This is a genomic window from Bradyrhizobium sp. MOS003, assembly GCF_003020125.1.
Taxonomy (GTDB): Bacteria; Pseudomonadota; Alphaproteobacteria; order Rhizobiales; family Xanthobacteraceae; genus Bradyrhizobium.
In genome coordinates this window covers 1-21,326 of sequence record NZ_PYFW01000007.1, presented here as the reverse complement: position 1 = coordinate 21,326, position 21,326 = coordinate 1, and the positions used below count along the sequence as shown (strand labels likewise).

The 21,326-nt window shown below is 64.7% G+C and carries 20 protein-coding genes; 10 read left to right on the top strand and 10 right to left on the bottom strand.

The window, feature by feature from the left end; translation table 11 throughout:
• The first annotated feature begins 234 nt into the window (after nt 1–234).
• The 4 genes from flgF to flgH are packed head-to-tail and all read left to right on the top strand — an operon-like array spanning nt 235 to nt 3,719.
• Nucleotides 235–996, top strand: a complete 762-nt coding sequence (gene flgF / locus C7G42_RS25870) for a flagellar basal-body rod protein FlgF (protein WP_106951772.1) — start codon at nt 235–237, stop codon at nt 994–996.
• 16 nt (nt 997–1,012) lie between these two features.
• Nucleotides 1,013–1,801: a flagellar basal-body rod protein FlgG gene (gene flgG, locus C7G42_RS25865; RefSeq protein WP_091965437.1), complete on the top strand. Its 789-nt coding sequence runs from the start codon at nt 1,013–1,015 to the stop codon at nt 1,799–1,801.
• A 10-nt stretch (nt 1,802–1,811) separates the two neighbouring features.
• Complete coding sequence (flgA, locus tag C7G42_RS25860; protein WP_199581146.1) at nt 1,812–2,945, top strand: flagellar basal body P-ring formation chaperone FlgA; 1,134 nt, start codon at nt 1,812–1,814, stop codon at nt 2,943–2,945.
• A gap of 9 nt (nt 2,946–2,954) precedes the next feature.
• Entirely contained in the window at nt 2,955–3,719 is a 765-nt protein-coding gene (gene flgH, locus C7G42_RS25855; protein ID WP_106951771.1) for a flagellar basal body L-ring protein FlgH, read from the top strand.
• Between the two features lie 287 nt (nt 3,720–4,006).
• On the opposite strand, the gene C7G42_RS25850 is transcribed toward flgH, so the two are convergent.
• Together C7G42_RS25850 and C7G42_RS25845 are read right to left on the bottom strand one after the other, a co-directional pair.
• Nucleotides 4,007–4,786: a 2-keto-4-pentenoate hydratase gene (locus C7G42_RS25850; protein WP_106951770.1), complete on the bottom strand. Its 780-nt coding sequence runs from the start codon at nt 4,784–4,786 to the stop codon at nt 4,007–4,009.
• A gap of 84 nt (nt 4,787–4,870) precedes the next feature.
• Nucleotides 4,871–5,899: an SDR family oxidoreductase gene (locus tag C7G42_RS25845; RefSeq protein ID WP_106951769.1), complete on the bottom strand. Its 1,029-nt coding sequence runs from the start codon at nt 5,897–5,899 to the stop codon at nt 4,871–4,873.
• A 92-nt stretch (nt 5,900–5,991) separates the two neighbouring features.
• On the opposite strand from C7G42_RS25845, the gene C7G42_RS25840 reads away from it, so the two are divergent.
• A complete protein-coding gene (locus C7G42_RS25840) occupies nt 5,992–6,390 on the top strand; it encodes a winged helix-turn-helix transcriptional regulator (protein WP_199581145.1) in 399 nt (132 codons plus the stop codon).
• 284 nt (nt 6,391–6,674) lie between these two features.
• On the opposite strand, the gene dksA is transcribed toward C7G42_RS25840, so the two are convergent.
• Nucleotides 6,675–7,040 carry an RNA polymerase-binding protein DksA gene (gene dksA / locus C7G42_RS25835; RefSeq protein ID WP_008554760.1) on the bottom strand — a complete coding sequence of 122 codons (366 nt, stop codon included), beginning with the start codon at nt 7,038–7,040 and terminating at the stop codon, nt 6,675–6,677.
• A gap of 215 nt (nt 7,041–7,255) precedes the next feature.
• The gene (locus C7G42_RS25830; RefSeq protein WP_106951768.1) at nt 7,256–7,867 is read right to left on the bottom strand and encodes an NAD(P)-dependent oxidoreductase; all 612 of its coding nucleotides are present in this window, start codon (nt 7,865–7,867) and stop codon (nt 7,256–7,258) included.
• A 148-nt stretch (nt 7,868–8,015) separates the two neighbouring features.
• On the opposite strand from C7G42_RS25830, the gene C7G42_RS25825 reads away from it, so the two are divergent.
• Nucleotides 8,016–8,387, top strand: a complete 372-nt coding sequence (locus C7G42_RS25825; RefSeq protein WP_094972339.1) for a winged helix-turn-helix transcriptional regulator — start codon at nt 8,016–8,018, stop codon at nt 8,385–8,387.
• 147 nt (nt 8,388–8,534) lie between these two features.
• On the opposite strand, the gene C7G42_RS25820 is transcribed toward C7G42_RS25825, so the two are convergent.
• Nucleotides 8,535–8,948: a flagellar assembly protein FliX gene (locus C7G42_RS25820; RefSeq protein ID WP_106951767.1), complete on the bottom strand. Its 414-nt coding sequence runs from the start codon at nt 8,946–8,948 to the stop codon at nt 8,535–8,537.
• A 283-nt stretch (nt 8,949–9,231) separates the two neighbouring features.
• Between C7G42_RS25820 and C7G42_RS25815 the strand changes: the two genes are divergently transcribed.
• From C7G42_RS25815 to C7G42_RS25800, 4 genes are all read left to right on the top strand, one after another.
• On the top strand, nt 9,232–10,356 hold the full coding sequence (locus C7G42_RS25815) for a flagellar basal body P-ring protein FlgI (RefSeq protein ID WP_106951766.1): 1,125 nt from the start codon (nt 9,232–9,234) through the stop codon (nt 10,354–10,356).
• Nucleotides 10,356–10,724, top strand: a complete 369-nt coding sequence (gene flgJ / locus C7G42_RS25810; RefSeq protein ID WP_199581144.1) for a flagellar assembly peptidoglycan hydrolase FlgJ — start codon at nt 10,356–10,358, stop codon at nt 10,722–10,724. Before C7G42_RS25815 ends, flgJ begins: the two co-directional genes overlap by 1 nt.
• 11 nt (nt 10,725–10,735) lie before the next feature.
• Nucleotides 10,736–11,230: a hypothetical protein gene (locus tag C7G42_RS25805; protein WP_106951764.1), complete on the top strand. Its 495-nt coding sequence runs from the start codon at nt 10,736–10,738 to the stop codon at nt 11,228–11,230.
• A 164-nt stretch (nt 11,231–11,394) separates the two neighbouring features.
• The gene (locus C7G42_RS25800) at nt 11,395–11,754 is read left to right on the top strand and encodes a hypothetical protein (RefSeq protein WP_106951763.1); all 360 of its coding nucleotides are present in this window, start codon (nt 11,395–11,397) and stop codon (nt 11,752–11,754) included.
• A gap of 116 nt (nt 11,755–11,870) precedes the next feature.
• On the opposite strand, the gene flaF is transcribed toward C7G42_RS25800, so the two are convergent.
• From flaF to C7G42_RS25775, 5 genes are all read right to left on the bottom strand, one after another.
• Complete coding sequence (gene flaF, locus C7G42_RS25795; RefSeq protein WP_008554779.1) at nt 11,871–12,239, bottom strand: flagellar biosynthesis regulator FlaF; 369 nt, start codon at nt 12,237–12,239, stop codon at nt 11,871–11,873.
• A 296-nt stretch (nt 12,240–12,535) separates the two neighbouring features.
• Nucleotides 12,536–14,827, bottom strand: coding sequence for a DUF1522 domain-containing protein (locus C7G42_RS25790; protein ID WP_106951762.1), 2,292 nt, complete (start codon nt 14,825–14,827; stop codon nt 12,536–12,538).
• A gap of 219 nt (nt 14,828–15,046) precedes the next feature.
• Nucleotides 15,047–17,329, bottom strand: a complete 2,283-nt coding sequence (locus tag C7G42_RS25785) for a DUF1522 domain-containing protein (protein ID WP_106951761.1) — start codon at nt 17,327–17,329, stop codon at nt 15,047–15,049.
• A gap of 341 nt (nt 17,330–17,670) precedes the next feature.
• Nucleotides 17,671–19,953, bottom strand: a complete 2,283-nt coding sequence (locus C7G42_RS25780; RefSeq protein ID WP_106951760.1) for a DUF1522 domain-containing protein — start codon at nt 19,951–19,953, stop codon at nt 17,671–17,673.
• A gap of 358 nt (nt 19,954–20,311) precedes the next feature.
• Nucleotides 20,312–21,326, bottom strand: a 1,015-nt coding sequence (locus C7G42_RS25775; RefSeq protein WP_147250286.1) for a DUF1522 domain-containing protein, incomplete at its 5' end; no start/stop codon positions are given.

Here is a 21,326-nt window from a genome sequence, read left to right as displayed (position 1 = left end):
TCCGCTAGGAAAAATCTGCCGGGCAGACATGGCTAACAGAACCTTTCTGCCGCCCTCCGACGCCCCTCGAAAATAATCAAGCCACTGAAATTACGAATCTTTTCAGGTTGGCACGGCTTTCGCTGAGAAAGGATCGAGACCGAACGGTTTGGGAGAACCCGACGGTCTCGTTCACGGGGTCCGCCACGGCGCTTGGGAGAGCGAAATGGCAGATCCGCTCAGGGGAGATTTCCGATGCAGAACGCGCTTCTGATCGGCTTGTCACGGCAGATGACGTTGGAACGGCAGATGGATGTCATCGCCAACAACGTCGCCAATGCCAACACCAACGGCTTCAAGGCCGACCATTCGCTGTTCGAGGAATTCCTCAACTCGAACGCACGCGAGGACAATTTCGTCGGCGCGGACCGCCGTGTCTCCTATGTGCAGGACCGCGGCACCTACCGCGACATCGGCCAGGGCGCGATGGAAGCGACCAGCAACCCGCTCGACATGGCGATCGACGGCAACGCCTATTTCGCCGTGCAGGCCAATGGCGGCGAGATGTTCACGCGCGACGGCAAGTTCACGCTCAACAGCACCGGCCAGCTCGTCACCTCGAGCGGCAATCTGGTGCTCGGCACCGGCGGCCCGATCACCTTCCAGCCGACCGATCACGACATCAACGTCGCGCCGGACGGCACCATCACGGTGCTCGAAGGCACCGCCAAGACCGACTCGATCCGCGGCAAGATCCGCATGGCCTCGTTTGACGATCCGACCAAGCTGACCAAGCTCGGCGCCAATCTCTATTCCGCCGGCTCCGCCACCCAGCAGCCCGATGCCAAATCCACCGTGCGCCAGGGCTATATCGAGAAGTCCAACGTGAACTCGGTCGGCGAGATGACCCGCATGGTCGAAGTCATGCGCAGCTACACCGCCATCGCCAACCTGCTCCAGCAGCAGAGCGACCTCCACAAATCGGCGATCGAGAAGCTCGCCGACGTTCCGGCCTGATTGAGAGAGAACTGATATGCAGGCGCTTCACACCGCAGCGACCGGAATGGCGGCACAGGAACTCAACGTTCAGGTGATCTCCAACAACATCGCGAACCTCCGCACCACCGGCTTCAAGAAGCAGACCGCGGCGTTCCAGGACCTGATCTACGAGCACGTCCGCCGCGTCGGCGCGCAGGCCTCGGACCAGGGCACCATCCTGCCCGTCGGCGTCGACATCGGCGGCGGCGTCAAGACCGTCGGCACGCCGCGCAGCATGACGCAGGGCACGCTGTCGCAGACCGGCAACGATCTCGACCTCGCGATGTCGGGCGAAGGCTTCTTCAAGATCCTGATGCCGGACGGCACCTACCAGTACACCCGCGACGGCACCTTCCAGATGGACAACCAGGGGCGCGTCGTCACCGCCCAGGGCAACCCGGTGCAGCCGACGATCACGATCCCGAACAACGCGTCCGGCATCTCGGTGAGCGAGCAGGGCCAGGTCTCGGTGACGCTGCCGGGCTCATCGACCTCCTCGATCGTCGGCCAGATCGGCGTGACCCGCTTCATCAACAAGGCCGGCTTGCAGCCGGTCGGCAGCAACCAGTTCACCGAGACCCCGTCGTCCGGCCCGCCGCAGGACGGCACCGCGAACTCCGAGGGCTACGGCAAGATCACCCAGGGCAGCCTCGAGCAGGCCAATGTCGACGTCGTCTCGGAGATGAGCGACCTGATCGCCGCGCAGCGCGCCTACGAGATGAACGCCAAGGTGATCAGCGCCGCCGACCAGATGATGCAATCGACCACCGCGCTGTTCCGCTGAGGTGATGACGATGATCCGCACCACCCTCGCCACCCTCTCCGCCCTGCTCGCGCTGGCCCTGCCGGCAGCGGCCGCGGACGACTTCATCGCCTCGCCGACGCTGCGCGCGAGCGTCACCGTGACTTCGGACGTGGTGCGGGTCGGCGATCTCCTCGACAATGCCGGATCGGCCGCGCTGATCCCGGTCTACCGCTCGCCCGATCTCGGCACCACCGGCACGCTGACGGTCGGCCAGGTGCTGTCGGTGCTCCGCGCCAAGCAGGTGATCGGCGTCATGACCGGCGACCTCAAGGAGGTGCAGGTCACCCGCCTCGCCCGCACGCTGGCGAACAAGGATCTCGAAACCGCGGTCGCCGCGGCGCTCGGGCACCGCTTCGGCCTCGGGGACGCCGCCAACATCACCGTCACCTTCGACCGCGGCGTCGCCGAGATGCGGCTGGATGCCTCCAACTCCGGCGCGCTGCAGCCGGTCGCAACCCGCTACGATGCCCGCAGCGGCAGGTTCGACATCGCCTTCGAGATCGCCAACGACAGCAGTCCGGTCCCGACCAAGCTGCGCTTCACCGGGACCGCGATCGAGACGGTGGAAGTGGCCGTGCTGACGCGCGACATCGACCGTACCGATCTGCTGAAGTCATCCGACATCGCACTGGAGCGCCGGCCGAAGGCCGAAATCACCGGCGAGCCCGCCTCGCGCGACCGCAGCGTCGGCATGCAGCTGCGCCGGCCGATGCGCGCGGGTACGCCGCTGCGTGCTGCCGATATGGTCAAGCCCGACCTGGTGGTGCGCGACCAGAGCGTCACCATCATCTACAAGGTGCCCGGCCTCTATCTCACCTCGCGCGGCAAGGCGATCGAGAGCGGCGCCGAGGGCGACACCGTCAGCGTGCTCAATGTGCAATCCAAGCGGACGCTGAGCGGCGTCGTCACCGGCCGCGGCCAGGTGACGATCGAGGGTGCGAGCCAGTCCGCGCCGATGGCGCCCGCGGTCGAGCAGACCTCCTCGCTCAAGCGCGATGAGGCGCCGGCCCCCGTCGACACCGCAGCTCTCCTCCGGAGCCTGGTTCAGGCCCCCGCGTCGCCGGCCCAGATCGCAGAAGCCCAGATCCCGCAAGCTCGCGCCTCGCAAGCTCAAGCCAAGTAAGAGTTCGTCATGTCCGCTTTCAGTTCGGCTTACCGTCTTCGTCGCATCGCGATCTCTGCCCTGCTGCTGGCCTCGTGCGCGCTGGGCGGCTGTTCCTCAATCGACCGCCTGTCGCAGATCGGGGAGCAACCGAAGCTGTCGGCGATCGACAATCCGACGACGCAGCCGGGCTACAAGCCGGTGCAGATGCCGATGCCGAAGCCGGAAGTCGCCTCCTACAATCCGAACTCGCTGTGGCGCAACGGCAGCCGCGCCTTCTTCAAGGACCAGCGCGCCCGCCAGGTCGGCGACCTCCTGACCGTGACCGTGAACATCACGGACAAGGCCAACATCGCCAACGAGACCCAGCGCAGCCGCACCAATTCGGAAGATTCCGGCATCACCGACTTCATCGGCGCCAAGACCCTCGGCGCGCAGGCGCAGAAGGTTCTGCCGGGCCGCATCCTCACGGCCGACTCCTCCGCCTCCAGCGACGGCAAGGGCTCGGTCAACCGCACGGAAGCCCTGCAGACCAACGTCGCCGCGGTCGTCACCCAGGTGCTGCCGAACGGCAATCTCGTGGTCGAGGGCAAGCAGGAGATCCGCGTCAACTACGAGATCCGCGAGCTCGTGGTCGCCGGCATCGTCCGCCCCGAGGACATCCAGAGCGACAACACGATCGATTCCACCAAGATCGCACAAGCCCGCATCGCCTATGGCGGCCGCGGCCAGATCATGGACGTGCAGCAGCCGCGCTACGGCCAGCAAGTGATGGACGTGCTGCTGCCCTTCTAAGTCTCTTCAAGAGCTCCCACATCGTGTTCGCGAACTTAAGGCGCGAACGACGATGTACGACGCGGCCCTCGCTAGCTCCCCTGGCGAGGGCCGCATGTATTTTGGCGTGGATGCGGCTGCGTGCAGTGAACCAGCTCCGCGCGCGCAATCATGGCGACGCTGCCGCCTCAAAGCCCGTCATTGCGAGCGCAGCGAAGCAATCCAGACTGCCGCGGAGAGAGTCGGGATTGCTTCGTCGCAAGAGCTCCTCGCAATGACGGAGAATGCCACGGCGCTGTGCGCCCCCCTCACGTAAACTCCGCCTCCACCGCCCCCAGCCCGTCCAGCTCCATCCGCACCTTGTCGCCGGCCTTCAGCCATAGCGTCTTGACCAGGCTGCCCGTCAGCACGAGCTGCCCCGCGTGAAGACCCTTGCCGTCGGCGGCGAGATGGTTGGCGAGCCAGGCGAGCGCGTTGTGGGGATGACCGAGGACGTCGGCGCCGGTGCCGTGGCTGACCTCCTCGCCGTTGACGATGGCGCGGCCCTTGACCGCCCTCAGGTCCGGCACCGACGAGCGCGGAACAGAGGGGGCCAGCACGCAGCCGGCGGCGAAGAAATCGTCGGCGATCAGCGTCGGCGCGCCCATCGTCTCCCACTTCACGTAGCGGTCGTCGACGATCTCGATCGCGGGATGATAGGCCTCGACGGCTTCGCCGACCCATTCGGCGGTGAACGGCGCCTCGCCGGCGGCGAGGTTCCGCTTCAGCCGTACCGCGATCTCGCATTCGACGCCGACCCGGACATAGTCGGCAGCCGCGAGCCTGGCGCCGGTTTCGTGCACGCCCTTCTGGAACACGCCGCCACCGCAAGGGTGCGGAATGCCGATATAGTCCTGCATCACCTGGCTGGTGCAGCCGATCTTGTAGCCGACCAGCGGTCCGAGATGCGGCAGCAGCAGATCGTGCAGCGCGCGCTGGACCTGATAGCCCTCGGCCTCATCGGCTGGCGGACGCTCCAGCGCCGCGAGCGGCGCATGGTTGCGACGCGCCAGCGCGATCGCCTTCGCGGCTTCGAGAATCCTGTCCATCGGCGCCGCCTCCCACGCTACGCAGTCGAAGGCGGCACTTCAGCATCCCCGCCCGGGCATGACAAGCGCAAGCGGCGTGTGCCTTCAACCCTTGACGAGGCCGAGCCGGATCAGGCTTTCGGCCGTCGCGAGGATCGCTTCATTGTTGGAACGGGGTTGCCAGCCGAGCACCGACCTCGCCTTGGCGCTGGTCGAATGTCGCACCTTGCCGAGCATCGGCACGACCGCGCGCAGCAAGGGGATCCGGTTGGCGGCGAGCCGCACCAGCCAGTCCGGGGCCTGCAGCCGCGGAACCCGGCGTGCCGCTGGCCCCAGTTCCCGCCGCAGCAGTTTGGCGATGTCGAGGATCGACATCGTCTCGCCGGACACCGCGATGAAGCGCTCGCCCTTCGCTTCCGGCGCGATCATCGCCCGCAGATGCAGATCGGCCACGTCGCGCACGTCGACCACGCCGAAATAGACCCGCGGCACGGCCGGCATGGCACCGTCGAGCAGCGATTTGACGATCTCGATCGAGCCGGAGAAGTCCGGCCCGAGCACCGGACCGAAGATGCCGGCAGGATTGACCACCGACAATTCGAGCCCGCCGCCCTCCTGCGCAATGAAATCCCAGGCCGCCCGCTCGGCCAGCGTCTTGGACTTGATGTAGTGCCGCACGTCGGCGCCGCCCAGATCGGTCCAGTCCGACTCGTCGAACGGCTTGTCGCGCGGCGGATGGCCGTAGCCAATCGCCCCCAGCGACGAGGTGATGACCACACGCCTGGCGCCGGCATCGCGCGCGGCGCGCAACACCCGCAGCGTGCCGTCACGGGCGGGGACGATCATCTCGTTCTCGTCCTTGGGAATGCTGGTCGAGAGCGGCGAGGCGACATGCAGCACGTAGTCGCATCCCGTGACCGCCTCGCGCCAGCCCTCGTCAGCGGTGAGGTCGGCGGTGAAGAAGGACAGGCTTTCGGGCGATGCCGCCCCGCCCTCACGCAGCATCGCCAGCACGTCGGCCTGCCGGTCCGGCCGGCGCACCGTGGTCCGCACCCGATGGCCGGCGGCGAGAAGTTGCAGGACGACATGGATGCCGACGAAGCCGGACCCGCCGGTCACCAGGACAGTGCTCATAGCCAAATTCCCTCGTTGCCCAGGCCGGCGAATGGGTTCCGCCACCTGCTCAAGGCCGCATCTGGTCACTATCTCTGGGGGCAACAAGTAGAATGGATTTCGAGACCAGTATGGAAAACCCGACCAGCGCCTGCGACGAAGACTGCGATTGCAGCCCCGACCCTGCCGTGCTCGCCGATTTCAAGCAGGCCATCCATGCCATCGGCGGCAAGTGGAAGCTGGAGATCCTGTTCGCATTGATGAACGGTGCGGTCCGCTTCGGCGCCTTGCGGCGATCGATCGGCGGCGTCACCCAGCACATGCTGACCACGCAATTGCGCGAGCTGCAGCGAGACGGATTGGTGTCGCGCACCGTTCTCGCTTCGAGGCCGTTGCGGATCGAGTACGAGCTGACCGATGCGGCCTTCGGCCTGCTGCCAGCGTTTAAGGAAATATTGAGCTGGTCCAGGCTTTATGGGAATGCACGCCTCGCGGCGTCGCAAGAAGCCTGATTGCAGCGATGCTTGATGCAACTCGATCCACGCTTCAACAGGCCTGGCGATCTCGTTGATGCGACTCGCAAAATCTCCCGCACCTGAAGTGAAGGCTGTTTCTCATCCGAACTCACGTGAGCTCGGAGGAAGTGACTCTAGCCCGTTGATTGCGATTCACTTTTCGCGATTGCGTCCGCGCGCCAAAGGCGCACCGGCGACAAGCGACGGGCAAAACGCTGAATACGGCGCGAAGCGGCACCTTGAGTCCCAAAACAAAAGAGCCGCACGTGGCGGCTCCGTCTCTATTCGTCGCGATAGACCTTCTCGCGCTTCTCGTGGCGCTCCTGCGCCTCCACCGAGAGCGTCGCGATGGGCCGGGCCTCGAGCCGCTTCAACGAGATCGGCTCGCCGGTGTCCTCGCAATAGCCGTAGGTGTTGTCCTCGATACGCTGGAGCGCGGCGTCGATCTTGGCGATCAGCTTGCGCTGGCGGTCGCGGGCACGGAGTTCGATGGCACGGTCGGTTTCGGACGATGCCCGATCGGCGAGATCGGGGTGGTTCACGTTCTCCTCCTGCAGGGCTTGCAGGGTGAGCTTGGACTCTTTGAGGATCTCATCCTTCCAGGCGAGGAGCTTCAAACGGAAGTACTCCTTCTGCCGGTCGTTCATGAAAGGCTCTTTTTCGGTCGGTCGGTAGTTTTTCAACTTTTCCAAGGGCGGCCTATCTGTCTAAGCAACGACTCGTACAGCGGAACGGGGTCCGCTGAGCGGGGCCTTATATAGCGGCCACCTGTGACAGACAATGTTTCCCTTACCGCCCGAACGGCGCCCCCAAGCCCTTGCACAGGAAGGTATATCCTTGAGGGACCGGGGGCGGCCGAAAGCTAGTAGCCGACCGTAAAGCGCTGCTTCACATGGGCGGGGCGCTCGATCTCGTCGGCGAGCGCAATGGAATAGTCGGCGAAGGTGATCCAGCTCTTGCCGTTCGCATCTGCGAGAAGCTGGTCGGTCCCGACGCGGAACTTGCCGGTGCGCTCCCCCTCGACGAACAAGGCCGAGGGCGAAATGAAGGTCCAGTTCAGCTCCTTTTCCTGCCGCAGCAGGTCGAGGAAAGCCGAGCCCGCCTCCGCTTCCGCCTTGTATTGGGCCGGAAAATTGGGAGTCGTGACGAGTTTCACACCCGGTGCGACCTCGAGGCTGCCGGCGCCACCAACGACGAGGTAACGACCGACTTTGGCGTCCTTCGCCGCGCCGATCAGCTTCTGCGCATCGCTGGCCAGGAAATGCACCGAACTCACGGCGACGTCGTGCCCGGCCCACAGCTTGGCAAGGCCCGCCTGGTCGAGCACGTCCCCCTTGGTCGGCGTGACGTTCGGCAGGGCCGCGATCTTCTCGGGGTTCCGAGCGATGGCGGTGACCGCATGGCCGCGGCGGGACAGTTCCCTGGTGATCTCCGACCCGGCCCGGCCCGATGCGCCGGCAACTGCGATTTTCATGGAAGGCTCCTTTGCTTAAATAGTAACTAGAAGTTACTAGATATCGCAAAGAATGCTGGTGTTAAGAGAGCACTTTGTGCTTACCTGATTACGTAGGGGTAACCGCACGCGTATCGCAAGCGACGAAACTGTATTCCGAGGCCTGACGATGAAACCCGACGTCTATGCAGCGAACTGCCCCACGCGCCAGATCCTCGATCGCATCGGCGACAAATGGGCCGTGCTGATCCTGCTGCTGCTGCGCGAGGAGCCGATGCGCTTCAATCAGCTGCGCCGCACGATCGAAGGCATTTCGCAGAAGATGCTGAGCCAGGTTCTCAAATCGCTCGAACGCGACGGCCTGCTCAGGCGCCACGCCATCGCGACCGTGCCCGTCACGGTGGAGTATTCGATCACGCAGCTCGGGCTGACGCTCGCCGGTGCGGTCGATCCGCTGCGCGATTGGGCCGAGCAGAATCTGAAAGACGTTCTCGCCGCCCAGCGCAGCTATGACGCGCAGCAGAAGAAGGAAGCGGCGTAAGGAGGCGCGTTGTGGAGCGAGACGCGGTCTCGCCCAATCCCCGCTGTCACGCTCCGGCTACACCGCGGCCGCTCGATGCAAAAACGACTGTCTCTGGAAGACTAGGTGACCCGGTCAAGCCGAACTACGACTGCTGAATACGCCTGATTAGGCCTGCCCGGCCTTGGCCAGCTCGACCTCGACGCGCAGCTCGATCTCGGAAAGCAGCGAGTCCAGTCCCGGATCGCCCGAGGACGATTTCAGGTTCGCCGCAGCATCGCGCAGGCGCATCACGGTCGAGGCGTCGAGATTGCCGGACAGCAGCCCCATCTTGAGATCGTCGAGCACGTCGAGCGCCGTCCGGCCGCGGGAGACCGAACGCTTGCGGCGTTCGACCGGGTCCTCCTCGACGCCTTGCAGCGCCAGCAGCCCGTCGATGTTGGTGGCGGCCTTCGGTGCGGCGGCGCTACGCGTCTCCTGCGCCGACGAGGTGTCGGGCAGCTCGAAGGTGCCGGAGCCGGTCCGCCGGGCCTGGCTGGCCGGCGTTCCAAGTGTGGTGCCGTTCGGTCCGTAGATGCGCATCGGAGGGAATCCGGGTGGTCGATGCCGTCACCTTCGCCGTCTTATGGTTAACGGGGCGTAAACAGCCCGGCAAAATCTGCCGACACGCGGCAGTTTCGGTCCTCAGGGACAACACCGGCTGACACCAGCCGAAACAGATTTATTCAACCTATTCAGCCACCTATGCTGCGGCCCCTTGTTGGCACAGCCCTCGCAAGGACAGCGTCGGACCAGCTCGTCATGGGAGTGTCGTGCAGGTCCTTACGATTTGAGGAGCCTTTTGAGGATCCTTGGGGAGCAGAGGATGCCAGGCGTTCGTTGGGTGAGGATTATCGGGGTGGCCTGTGCCGCGCTGTCGGCGCTGACGCTGTCGCTCGCGCCCGCGGCTGCGACCTCGCGCATCAAGGACCTCGCCAATATCGAAGGCGTGCGGCAAAACCAGCTCATCGGCTACGGCCTCGTTGTCGGCCTCAACGGCACCGGCGACACGCTCAACAACATCCCCTTCACCAAGCAGTCGCTGCAGGCGATGCTCGAGCGCATGGGCGTCAACATCCGGGGCGCCACCATCCGCACCGGCAACGTCGCCGCCGTGATGGTAACAGGTAATCTGCCGGCCTTCGCCACCCAGGGCACGCGCATGGACGTCACCGTCTCCGCGCTCGGCGATGCCAAGAACCTCCAGGGTGGCACCCTGCTCGTCACGCCCCTGCTCGGTGCCGACGGCAATGTCTACGCAGTGGCGCAGGGCTCGCTCGCGATCTCCGGCTTCCAGGCCGAGGGCGAGGCGGCCAAGATCGTGCGCGGCGTGCCGACCGTGGGACGCATCGCCAACGGTGCCATCATCGAGCGCGAGATCGAGTTCGCGCTCAATCGGCTGCCGAACGTGCGCCTGGCGCTGCGCAACGCCGACTTCACCACGGCCAAACGGATCGCGGCTGCGATCAACGACTATCTCGGCGTCAAGACCGCCGAGCCGATAGATCCCTCGACGGTGCAGCTCTCGGTGCCACCCGAGTTCAAGGGCAACGTCGTCGCCTTTCTCACCGAGATCGAGCAGCTGCAGGTCGACCCTGATCTCGCCGCCAAGATCATCATCGACGAACGCAGCGGCATCATCGTGATGGGCCGCGACGTCCGCGTCGCCACCGTCGCGGTGGCGCAGGGCAACCTCACCGTCACCATCTCCGAGAGCCCGCAGGTCAGCCAGCCGAATCCGCTGTCGCGCGGCCGCACCGTGGTCGCGCCGCGCAGCAGCGTCACCGTCACCGAGGACGGCAAGAAACTGGCCCTCGTCAAGGACGGCGTCTCGCTCCAGCAGCTCGTCGACGGCCTCAACGGCCTCGGCATCGGTCCGCGCGACATGATCAGCATCCTTCAGGCGATCAAGGCCGCCGGTGCGATCGAAGCCGACATCGAGGTGATGTGATGCAGGCCGGCACGATCAACACCCCGCGTGCCGCCACGTCCTCGGCCTTCTCGGTCGAGAGCCGCAACGGCCGGCCCGATTTCGAACTCGCTGCGGCGCTACAAAAGGTCTCGCCGAAGCAGCAGACCAAAGCGCAGAAGACCGCCACCGACTTCGAGGCGATGTTCCTCAACAGCATGTTCTCGCAAATGACCTCGGGCCTGAAGGGCGAAGGCCCGTTCGGCGACACGCCCGGGACCGGCGTGTGGCGCTCGATGCTGACCGAGCAATATTCCAAGAACTTCGCCAATGCCGGCGGCGTCGGCATTGCCCGCGACGTCTATCGCACCCTCATCACGCAGCAGGCGAAAACGATCCGCACGGCATAAGGTCAAACGAGATGAACCATTTCAACGCCTCACGTCAGCCGATGCAACAGCGCCCGAACACCGCGCCCGGCAGTGCCGAGGCGCGCAAGCTCGCCGAGGGCCTGATGGACGCGATGAGCGCCCTGCTCGGACTGATCGAGCGCGAGACCGAGCTCGTTCGCGCCGGCAAGGTTCGGGAGGCGATGATGCTCGAGAGCAAGAAGCAGGAGCTGTCGCGAAACTATGTCGGCGCCGTCGGCCAGTTGAAGGCGAACCAGGCGCAGCTCGCAAAATCCGCGCCGGAACTGCTCTCGACGCTGCACCGCCACCACGATGCGTTTCGCGCGATGCTCCAGGTCAATCTCACCGTGCTCGCGACCGCGCACGCGGTGTCCGAAAGCGTCGTGCGCGGCGTCAATGCCGAGATCCAGAAGCGTAACGTGCCGAACACCTACACGGCCGCAGGTCGCCGCGCAGCTCCCGGCCCGCGTCACATCACGCCGCTCGCGGTCAGCCGCTCGCTCTGAGCCGAGCACGCACGAGAACAAGCGACAATTTTACGAAAAACCGCGCGGCGAAATCGTCGCGCGGTTAGGCACGTTTCCTTACCGGGTCTTCAGTCCTGGTGTTCCAAGGTTGCGTTACGAGAGGGGTTGGGATTTGACTCACGTTAGGCAACCAGGAGGCTGCCATGAGTACAGATTTCAGCATCAGGCCGGTGGGGATCCCGGCCCCTGTGCAGATCGTAACGACGTCCAATGCGGCGGCGAACGAGGCTGTGCAGACCGATCTTCCGGTGAACCAGACGGTCGCCGCGGCGGATACGAGCGCACCTTTGCGCAACGATCTGCCGAACCACGAGAACGTCTCGCGCCAGGTCGTGTTCGACCAGGCGGCCGCATCCTTCGTGTTTCAGGTTGTCAACGACAAGACCGACGCGGTGGTCAACCAGTTCCCCGACGAGGCGATGCTGCGCCGGCGGGCCTATTTCCATGCGATGGATATGAAGTCCGAGCCCTCGCGTCCGCTCAGCACCGACGTCAGCGCCTGACGATCAGGTATTAGCGACGTTCTGCTGCGTCTGACCGGTACCGGTCAGCGCGAAATTCGCGTTGCCGAAAGACGAAGGTCCAAGCTGCTGGTGATGCCGCGCATCACCAGCAGCCGTCACGGCCGCCCGGACAGGCCCGCGGCGATGTTGCGGTTGATCTCGATCAGCGGACGGAAGTGATCGAACTGCGGGCTCATCTGCAGCGCCGCGGTCTGGCTCAGCACGAACACGCTGATGTTGGCGATCTTCTGCCGGACGTCGATCGGCTGCGGATTGTTGTCGCGCATCGCCTCGCTCAGAAAGATGGTCCAGAGCTTGCGGTTGAACATCAGGGCTTGCATGGTCTGCTCGCTGAGCGGATCGGCGTTGTTCACCGCATCCTGGAGCTTGTTCGCGGCCTTGAGCAGGGTCTGCGCCTCGATGTCGCGAGGAGATGCGGTGGTCGTTGCAACACGCGCATAAGCCGAGGCAGCGGAATTCGACATCAATCACACCCTGGAGGTAACCTAGCGCGTTGTAAGCGCTTAAGGATTTCTTTTCCAACCCTAGGCAGCACCGCTTAAGATTTGCTTACGTGTTGTGCTTCGAAGCACTCCGGATAATTACGGGGCGCGGAGCTCTTCGTTGGCGCAACGCTAGATCGATGCATGCACGAAGTAAATTCGCTTCGCGTGATACGTGTCGATCTCGGCTAATCTCGTCTTAGCGATCTCCCTCAAAAAAGAACGGCGGAGCGTTAGCCCCGCCGCGATATATCGTATCGCGATCTTGCGCTGCGAGATTAGCGGAGCAGCTGCAGCACGCTCTGCTGCGACTGGTTGGCCAGCGACAGCGCGGACACCGCGATCGACTGGCGGGTCGACAGCGCCTGGCTGTTGGCCGCTTCCTCGTTGGTGTCGGCCAGCGTCAAATTGGACGAGCCGGTCTGCAGCACGTTGATCAGGTTCTTGGAGAAGTCCTGACGCACCTGCACGATCGAGAGGTTCGAACCGAGCGATGATCCTTCCGAGCGCAGCCTGCTCGAGGCGGCATTCAGGCTGGCCAGCACCTTGTTGGTGGCGCCGTTGTCGATGAAGTCGGTGCCGGGAACGAGATTGCTGAGGCCGAGGCCGGCCGCGTTGAACACGACGCCGTTGATGCCGAGCGTGGAGCTGCCGGTCTCGTTGAAGACCAGCTTCAGCGTGTCGCCGTTGAGCAGGTTGATGCCGTTGAAGGACGAGTCCTGCGAGGTCGTGTCGATCTGCGCCAGGATGTTGTTGAACTGACTGACCAGGCTCGACCGCGCGGTCTGCGCGACGGGGTCCTGAACCGGCGGCTGCGCGGTGGTGAAGGCGAGCACGCCGGTGAGCGTACCGCCGACCGCGCCGCCTGCGGCCGTCGAACCGAGGGTCGAGGACGCGTATTCGTTGACGGTGGTGACCGTCAGCACGCCATTGGCATCGATCGTCGCCGTCAGGTGGTTGGCCTGCAGCTGCACATTGAGCTGGTCGAGCGTCTTGACGGTGCCGTTGGTGCCGTCGCCGAAGGTAACGTTCACCGGCGTGCCGCCGTTGAAGGAGGAGAAGGTCAGGGTCTTGCCGCTGACGCCGCCGACGCCGGAGGTCCGCGCGGCGGTGAAGGCGGTCGCGGTTCCCGTGTTGCCGCTGAGGCCGAACGCGCTGAGGGCGTTGCCGGTGCCGGTGATCGAGAGATCGGCGTTGATACCGGTGGAGAGCGCAAGCTGACCGCTGCTATTGACCGAGGACGGGATCTGGCCCGCGGTGGTCGACAGTGCAGCCGCGCCGTTGAAGATATTCGCCGTCTTGACGCCGGTGGCGAGGTCGACCGCGTTCAACAGGTCGGTCAGCGTCGCGCTCTGGATATAGACGGTCGAGTTGCCGTTGCCGTCGGTGACGACATTGCCGTTGACGCCATAGCCGGTGGCCACGCTCGCCGCCGATTGCGGCGTCTGCGCGTTCTTGAATGTGATGGTGTGACCGTCGATGTTCAGGGTCGAGCCGTCTTGAACGAGAGTGCCGAGCGAGCCGGCGGTCGTCGAGCGGGCCGCGGTGACGTTGGCGTTGCCGGCGCCGGTCGCGGCGGTCAGACCAAGCGCCTTGAGGAAATCGGCCTTTCCGGTCACGCTCAGATCGGCGCCGGTCGAGCTCTTAAGCGTCGTTGCGCCTGCCGTGATGGAGGATGCCACCTGCAGCGTGCCGACGGGACCAGCCGCACCGCTGACCGCGATGGTCGCCGCCCCCGCACTGATCGTCGCAGTCTTGACGCCGCTGGCGAGGTCGATCGCACTGAGGACATCGTTGATGGTTGCCCCGGGGGCAGCCGCCGTTCCTTCATAGACGATCGAATTGCCGTTGCCGTCCGTAGCGATGTGCCCGCTGGCGTCGAGGCCCCAGCCGGTCGGCTGCGTGCTCGGCGCGATGCCGGTGCGGAAGGTGATGGTCTTGCCGTTCACCGTGATGGTGTCGCCGTCCGCAGGCGCACTGCTGAATGTGGTGGACGTAGTAGTGCCGACCAGCGTGGCGGTGCCGGACAGCGCGGTGGTGCCGTCGGCCGCGGTCACTGCCGTGCCGATGAAGGCGCCGGCGGTCGAGCCGAGCGATGCGCCAAGCGCGGCAGTTCCGGTGACCGGGGTCACGCCACCGGCTGCACCGGTATAGAGCACGTTGCTCTTGGCGGTCGCGCTGGCATAGGAGGTCGTGCCGCGCAAATCGGCCGGGGTCGCGCCGGGAATCGTGGTCGAGACGTTGGACTTGGTGGAGTAGCCGACCGTGGTCTGCAGCGCCTGGTTGGCGATCGACTTCGCGGAGTCGATCAGCTTCTGCAGCGAGGTGATGCCGGTGTTGGCGGCCTGCAGCACCTGGACACCGTTATTGATGCCGTCGAGCAGGTTGCTGATGTCGCTCGCCCTATTGTCCAGCCCCTGCGCCGTGAAGAAGTTGGTGGGATTGTCGAGCGCGGTATTGACCTTTTTGCCGGTCGACAGCCGCTCCTGCGTCGTGGCCAGCAAGTCGGCCGTCGACTGCAGCGACAACAGGTTCTGGCGAACGGACGCCGAGAGAACGATGTTGGACATTGGCGAGTCTTCCTCTTGAACCGGATACGAATCGGCCGCGCGGTCTCGAAAGCGGGCTTTTGTCCAGTTTTAGGAGGTGTCCTTTAAAGTATGGTTAACGCCGGTTTAAGAGACACGGTTAATGGCTCGTGAAGGCCCTCCCCCACCTCGGAACGCAAAAATGGGCGGCGGGGCAAATGGCCCCGCCGCCCGGTTTTATTTAGTGATTTCAGTTGCTTATTAGCGAAGCAGCTGGAGCACGCTCTGCTGCGAGGTGTTGGCCAGCGACAGCGCGGAGACCGCGATCGACTGGCGGGTCGACAGCGCCTGGCTGTTGGCCGCCTCGACATTGGTGTCGGCCAGGGTCAGGTTGGACGAGCCGGTCTGCAGCACGTTGATCAGGTTCTTGTTGAAGTCCTGACGGATCTGCACAACCGAGAGGTTGGAGCCCAGAGCCGAGGCTTCCGAGCGCAGCGTACTCGACGCGGCGTTCAGGTTGGTCAAAACCCTGTTGGCCGCGGCGTTGTCGATGAAGTCGACGCCGACCGTCAGCGCGGCAAGACCCAGACCCTTCGAGTTGTAGGTCACGCCGGTGATGTTCAGGCTCGACTTGCCGGTCTCGTCGAACACCAGCTTGAGCTGGTCGCCGTTCAAGAGGTTGACGCCGTTGAACGAGGAGTCCTGCGAGGTCGTGTCGATCTGGTTCAGGATGTTGTTGTACTGAGACACCAGATTGGCACGCGCCGTCTGGGCAACCGCATCCTGGACGGGGTTGGAAGCCGTCGAGAACGTCAGCGCCGTGGTGAGCGTGCCGCCGATCGCGCCGCCGGCAGTCGTCGAGCCGAGCGTCGAGGACGCATAGTCGTTGGACGCGGTGATGGTCAGCAGGCCGTTGGCGTCGATCGTCGCGGACAGGTTGTTGGCCTGAAGCTTCGAGTTGAGCTGATCGAGCGTCTTGACGGTACCGTTGGTGCCGTCGCCGAAGGTGACGTTGACCGCCGTGCCGCCGTTGAAGGACGAGAAGGTCAAGGTCTTGCCGCTGAGGCCGCCGATGCCGGACGTGCGGGCGGCGGAGAACGCCGTTGCGTTGCCGGTGTTGCCCGCGAGGCCGAACACGTTAAGTGCGTTTCCGGTGCCGGTGATCGACAGATCGGCGTTGATGCCGGTCGAGATCTTGAGCTGACCGGAGGTGTTGATCGTCGAGTTCGACTGACCGGTGCCGGTCGCAAGCGTCGCGGTGCCGTTGGCGTTGATGGTCGCCGTCTGCACGCCGGTGGCGAGGTCGATCGCCTTCAGCACGTCGTTGACCGTGCCGGCCTGCAGATAGACGATCGAATTGCCGTTGCCGTCGGTGATGACATTGCCGTTCGCGCCATAACCGCTCGGAACGCTCGGAGCGCCGGTCGAACCCGGCACCGGCGCGTTCTTGAAGGTGATGACGTGACCGTCGACGTTCAGCGTCGAGCCGTCCGCAATCGTCGCACCCAGCGAGGCCGCGGTCGTGGTTCGGTTGACCTCGATGTTGGCGTTGCCTGCACCCGTCGCCGTAGTCAGCGCGAGCGCCTTGAGCAGGTCGGCCTTGCCGGTGACGCTCAGATCCGCGCCTGTCGAGCTCCTCAGCGTGACGGCGCCGCCGGCAACGGTCGAGGCAGTCTGGCCGACGCTCGTGGCGATCGTCGCAGCACCGGAGCTGATGGACACTGTCTTGACACCGCTGGCAAGATCGATTGCGGTCAACAGATCGTTGACGGTCGCAGCCGGAGTGCCCGCGGTGCCGAGATAGACAATGGTGTTGCCGCTGCCATCGGTGACGAGGTTGCCGCTGACGCCCGAACCGGACGCAACCGCGGTCGAGGCCGGAGCTGAACCGCTGCGGAAGGTGATGGTCTTGCCGTTCACCGTCAGCGTGTCGCCGTCAGCCGGCTGCGCCACACCGGCAAGGCCGGTCGCGGTCGTGCCGTTGGTGGCGATCAGGGTGATGGTGCCTTCGAGGGTCGTCGTACCGGCGGCGCCGGTCGTTGCGCCAGTGCTTGCGAACACGCCGATGGTGGCCCCGAGCGTCGTGGTGCCGTTCGCCGCGGTGGTGCCGCCGGCCGTACCGTTATACAGCACGTTGCTGCTCGCGGTGGCGCTGGCAAAGCTCGTCGTGCCGCGCAGGTCAGCCGCGGTCGCACCGGCGATCGTGGTCGAGACGTTGGACTTGGTGGAGTAGCCGACCGTGGTCTGCAGCGCCTGGTTGGCGATCGACTTCGCGGAGTCGATCAGCTTCTGCAGCGAGGTCAGGCCGGTATTGGCGGCCTGCAGCACCTGCACGCCGTTGGCGATGCCGTCGAGCAGGTTGTTGATGTCGCTGGCGCGGTTGTCGAGCGACTGGGCGGTGAAGAAGTTGGTGGGATTGTCGAGCGCCGAGTTGACGCTTCTGCCGGTCGACAAACGGTTCTGTGTGGTGGCGAGAAGATCGGCGGTGGACTGGAGAGAGAGGAGGTTCTGGCGAACCGACGCAGAGAGAACAATACCGGACATGACTCTTTACCCTTCTGGCTTACGCGTCTTCGTTCGATCGCTTCTGGATCGAGTGACGGGGCCAGCGTGCCGCGACATGGCTAACAAAGGGTGAAGCGCGCGCGGCTTGCATAAGCGCCGGTTCACCATGACCGGTCAGACGGCGCGCGCGCGGTTCGCAATACCCCTGAAATCATTGAGAATTCCCGGCGCTTACGCTCCATTAACCATAACCGCTGGTTACTTTTGATGGTTACTTTTTTCGAGCGCCCCCTCCCCGCCGCGCGATCTCGCGCAGCCAAAAAGAAAGCGGCGGGGCCGAAGCCCCGCCGCCGGATCTTGCTTGCGATGTGGTCCGCGACTTAGCGGAGCAGCTGCAGCACGCTCTGCTGCGACTGGTTGGCCAGCGACAGCGCGGAGACCGCGATGGACTGGCGGGTCGACAGCGCCTGGCTGTTGGCCGCTTCGACGTTGGTATCGGCCAGCGTCAGGTTGGACGAGCCGGTCTGCAGCACGTTGATCAGGTTCTTGTTGAAGTCCTGACGAACCTGCACGATCGTGAGGTTCGAGCCCAGAGCCGAAGCTTCCGAACGCAGCGTGCTCGACGCCGAGTTGAGGTTGGTCAGCACCTTGTTGGTGGCAGCGTTGTCGATGAAGTCGACACCGCTGGTCAACGCAGCGAGGCCCAGACCCTTGGAGTTGTAGGTCACGCCGGTGATGCTGAGGCTCGACTTGGCAGTCTCGTCGAACACCAGCTTGAGCTGGTCACCATTCAGCAGGTTGACGCCGTTGAACGAGGAGTCCTGGGCGGTCGAGTCGATCTGCTGGAGGATGTTGTTGTACTGGTTGACCAGGTTGGCACGGGACGTCTGGGCAACCGTGTCCTGGACGGGGCTGGAAGCCGTCGAGAAGGTCAACGCCGAGGTCAGCGTTCCGCCGATCGCACCACCTGCGGCCGTCGACCCGATGGTCGAGGACGCGTAGTCGTTGGTGGTGGAGACCGTCAGCAGGCCGTTGGCGTCGATCGTCGCCGACAGGTTGTTGGCCTGAAGCTTCGAGTTGAGCTGATCGAGCGTCTTGACCGTGCCGTTGGTGCCGTCGCCGAACGTGACATTGACCGCCGTGCCACCATTGAAGGAGGAGAAGGTCAAAGTCTTGCCGGTGAGGCCGCCCACGCCGGAGGTGCGCGCCGCGGTGAAGGCGGTGGCGGTCCCGGTGTTGCCGGCAAGGCCCAGCACGTTCAGCGCGTTGCCGGTGCCGGTGATCGACAGATCGGCGTTGACGCCGGTCGAGATCTTGAGCTGGCCGGAGGCGTTGATCGACGAGTTGGTCTGGCCGGTGGCGGTCGCAAGCGTCGCGGTGCCGTTGGCGTTGACCGTGGCGGTCTGAACGCCGCTGGCAAGGTCGATCGCCTTCAGCACGTCATTGACCGTGCCGCCCTGCAGATAGACCGTCGAGTTGCCGGCGCCGTCGGTGAGGACGTTGCCGCTCGCACCGAACCCGCTCGGAACGCTCGGAGCACCGGTCGAACCCGGGATCGGGGCGTTCTTGAACGTGATGACGTGACCGTCGACGTTCAGCGTCGAGCCGTCCGCAATCGTCGCGCCCAGCGAACCTGAGCTCGAGGTGCGGTTGGCGCTGACGGTAGCGTTGCCGCCGCCCACGGCAGAGGTCAGGCCAAGCGCATTGAGCAGGTCGGCCTTGCCGGTGACGTTCAGGTCCGCACCCGTCGAGCTCTTCAGCGTGACGGCACTCGCAGCGACGCTCGAGGCAGTCTGACCAGTGCTCGTTGCGAGCGTCGCGGCACCCGAGGTGATGGACACCGTCTTGACGCCGCTGGCAAGATCGATCGCGCTCAACAGGTCGTTGACGGTCGCAGCCGGCGTGCCGGCGGTGCCGAGATAAACGGTGCTGTTGCCGCTGCCGTCGGTGACGAGGTTGCCGCTGACGCCCGAGCCGGTCGGAACGGCGGTCGTCGCCGGCGCGGTGCCGGCACGGAAGGTGATGGTCTTGCCGTTCACCGTCAGCGTGTCGCCGTCAGCCGGCTGCGCCACACCGGCAAGGCCGGTCGCGGTCGTGCCGTTGGTGGCGATCAGGGTGATGGTGCCGGTCAGGGCCGTGGTACCGCCGGCGCCGGTCGTCGCGGTGGTGCCGGTGAAGGTGCCGATGGTGGCACCGAGGGTCGTGGTGCCGCCCGCCGCGGTGGTGCCGCCGGCCGCGCCGCTATACAGCACGTTGCTGCTCGCAGTCGCACTGGCGTACGAGGTGGTGCCGCGCAGGTCGGCCGCCGTCGCACCCGAGATCGTGGTGGAGACGTTCGACTTCGTGGAGTAGCCGACCGTGGTCTGCAGCGCCTGGTTCGCGATCGACTTCGCGGAGTCGATCAGCTTCTGCAGCGAGGTGATGCCGGTGTTGGCGGCCTGCAGCACCTGCACGCCGTTGGCGATGCCGTCGAGCAGGTTGTTGATGTCGCTGGCGCGGTTGTCGAGCGACTGGGCGGTGAAGAAGTTGGTGGGATTGTCCAGGGCCGAGTTGACGCTCTTACCGGTCGACAGGCGGCTCTGGGTGGTGGCGAGAAGATCAGCGGTGGACTGGAGGGAGAGCAGGTTCTGACGAACCGACGAGGAGAGAACAATACCGGACATTGAGTGTTACCCTTCTGGTACGCAACGCAACTAACTTCGATTAGGATTAATCGATGGCCGGGACGGTGAACGCAGACGGCTAACAAAGCATGAAGCGTGTCGCGGCAGGCCTTGCCCGGATTCACCATACGCGCGTTCGGAGCCAGAACGTGTTCGCTCATATCGTCATGAAAGAATGACGCTTTTCGGTGCAGCGACGAAGCGTTTGCCACTTGTCAACCATAACTCAGAGTGAGCAATTGGCTGCATTCGATTGCATCATTCTCATCTCATGGCGACATTCTGATGCCAGCGCAAAAAAGAAAGCGGCGGGGCCGAAGCCCCGCCGCCGGATCTTGCTTGCGATGTGGTCCGCGACTTAGCGGAGCAGCTGCAGCACGCTCTGCTGCGACTGGTTGGCCAGCGACAGCGCGGAGACCGCGATGGACTGGCGGGTCGACAGCGCCTGGCTGTTGGCCGCTTCGGTGTTGGTGTCGGCCAGGGTCAGGTTGGACGAACCCGTCTGCAGCACGTTGATCAGGCTCTTGTTGAAGTCCTGACGAACCTGCACCACCGAGAGGTTCGAACCAAGGCTCGACGCTTCCGAGCGCAGCGTGCTCGACGCGGCGTTCAGGTTCGACAGCACCTTGTTGGTCGCAGCGTTGTCGATGAAATCGACACCGCTGGTCAGCGCAGCGAGGCCCAGACCCTTGGAGTTGTAGGTCACGCCCGTGATGCTCAGGTTCGACTTGCCGGTCTCGTCGAACACCAGCTTGAGCTGGTCGCCGTTCAAGAGGTTGACACCGTTGAACGAGGAGTCCTGCGAGGTCGTGTCGATCTGGTTCAGGATGTTGTTGTACTGGTTGACCAGGTTGGAACGCGAGGTCTGGGCAACCGTGTCCTGGACGGGGGTGGAAGCCGTCGAGAAGGTCAGCGACGAGGTCAGCGTTCCGCCGATCGAACCACCTGCGGCGCTCGAACCGATGGTCGAGGACGCGTAGTCGTTGGTGGTGGAGACCGTCAGCAGGCCGTTGGCGTCGATCGTCGCCGTCAGGTTGTTGGCCTGAAGCTTGGTATTGAGCTGATCGAGCGTCTTGACCGTGCCGTTGGTGCCGTCGCCGAACGTGACATTGACCGCCGTGCCGCCATTGAAGGACGAGAAGGTCAAGGTCTTGCCGGAGATGCCGCCGACGCCGGAGGTGCGGGCCGCCGTGAAAGCGGTTGCCGTGCCGGTGTTGCCGGCAAGGCCGAGCACGTTCAGCGCGTTGCCTGTGCCCGTGACCGACAGATCGGCATTGACGCCGGTCGAGATCTTGAGCTGGCCGGAGGCGTTGATCGACGAGTTGGTCTGGCCGGTGGCGGTCGCAAGCGTCGCGGTGCCGTTGGCGTTGACC

Coding starts and splice junctions, on each gene's coding strand:
- flgF (WP_106951772.1), top strand. CDS start 235: ATGCAGAACGCGCTTCTGATCGGCTTGTCACGGCAGATGACGTTGGAA.
- flgG (WP_091965437.1), top strand. CDS start 1,013: ATGCAGGCGCTTCACACCGCAGCGACCGGAATGGCGGCACAGGAACTC.
- flgA (WP_199581146.1), top strand. CDS start 1,812: ATGATCCGCACCACCCTCGCCACCCTCTCCGCCCTGCTCGCGCTGGCC.
- flgH (WP_106951771.1), top strand. CDS start 2,955: ATGTCCGCTTTCAGTTCGGCTTACCGTCTTCGTCGCATCGCGATCTCT.
- C7G42_RS25850 (WP_106951770.1), bottom strand. CDS start 4,786: ATGGACAGGATTCTCGAAGCCGCGAAGGCGATCGCGCTGGCGCGTCGC.
- C7G42_RS25845 (WP_106951769.1), bottom strand. CDS start 5,899: ATGAGCACTGTCCTGGTGACCGGCGGGTCCGGCTTCGTCGGCATCCAT.
- C7G42_RS25840 (WP_199581145.1), top strand. CDS start 5,992: ATGGATTTCGAGACCAGTATGGAAAACCCGACCAGCGCCTGCGACGAA.
- dksA (WP_008554760.1), bottom strand. CDS start 7,040: ATGAACGACCGGCAGAAGGAGTACTTCCGTTTGAAGCTCCTCGCCTGG.
- C7G42_RS25830 (WP_106951768.1), bottom strand. CDS start 7,867: ATGAAAATCGCAGTTGCCGGCGCATCGGGCCGGGCCGGGTCGGAGATC.
- C7G42_RS25825 (WP_094972339.1), top strand. CDS start 8,016: ATGAAACCCGACGTCTATGCAGCGAACTGCCCCACGCGCCAGATCCTC.
- C7G42_RS25820 (WP_106951767.1), bottom strand. CDS start 8,948: ATGCGCATCTACGGACCGAACGGCACCACACTTGGAACGCCGGCCAGC.
- C7G42_RS25815 (WP_106951766.1), top strand. CDS start 9,232: ATGCCAGGCGTTCGTTGGGTGAGGATTATCGGGGTGGCCTGTGCCGCG.
- flgJ (WP_199581144.1), top strand. CDS start 10,356: ATGCAGGCCGGCACGATCAACACCCCGCGTGCCGCCACGTCCTCGGCC.
- C7G42_RS25805 (WP_106951764.1), top strand. CDS start 10,736: ATGAACCATTTCAACGCCTCACGTCAGCCGATGCAACAGCGCCCGAAC.
- C7G42_RS25800 (WP_106951763.1), top strand. CDS start 11,395: ATGAGTACAGATTTCAGCATCAGGCCGGTGGGGATCCCGGCCCCTGTG.
- flaF (WP_008554779.1), bottom strand. CDS start 12,239: ATGTCGAATTCCGCTGCCTCGGCTTATGCGCGTGTTGCAACGACCACC.
- C7G42_RS25790 (WP_106951762.1), bottom strand. CDS start 14,827: ATGTCCAACATCGTTCTCTCGGCGTCCGTTCGCCAGAACCTGTTGTCG.
- C7G42_RS25785 (WP_106951761.1), bottom strand. CDS start 17,329: ATGTCCGGTATTGTTCTCTCTGCGTCGGTTCGCCAGAACCTCCTCTCT.
- C7G42_RS25780 (WP_106951760.1), bottom strand. CDS start 19,953: ATGTCCGGTATTGTTCTCTCCTCGTCGGTTCGTCAGAACCTGCTCTCC.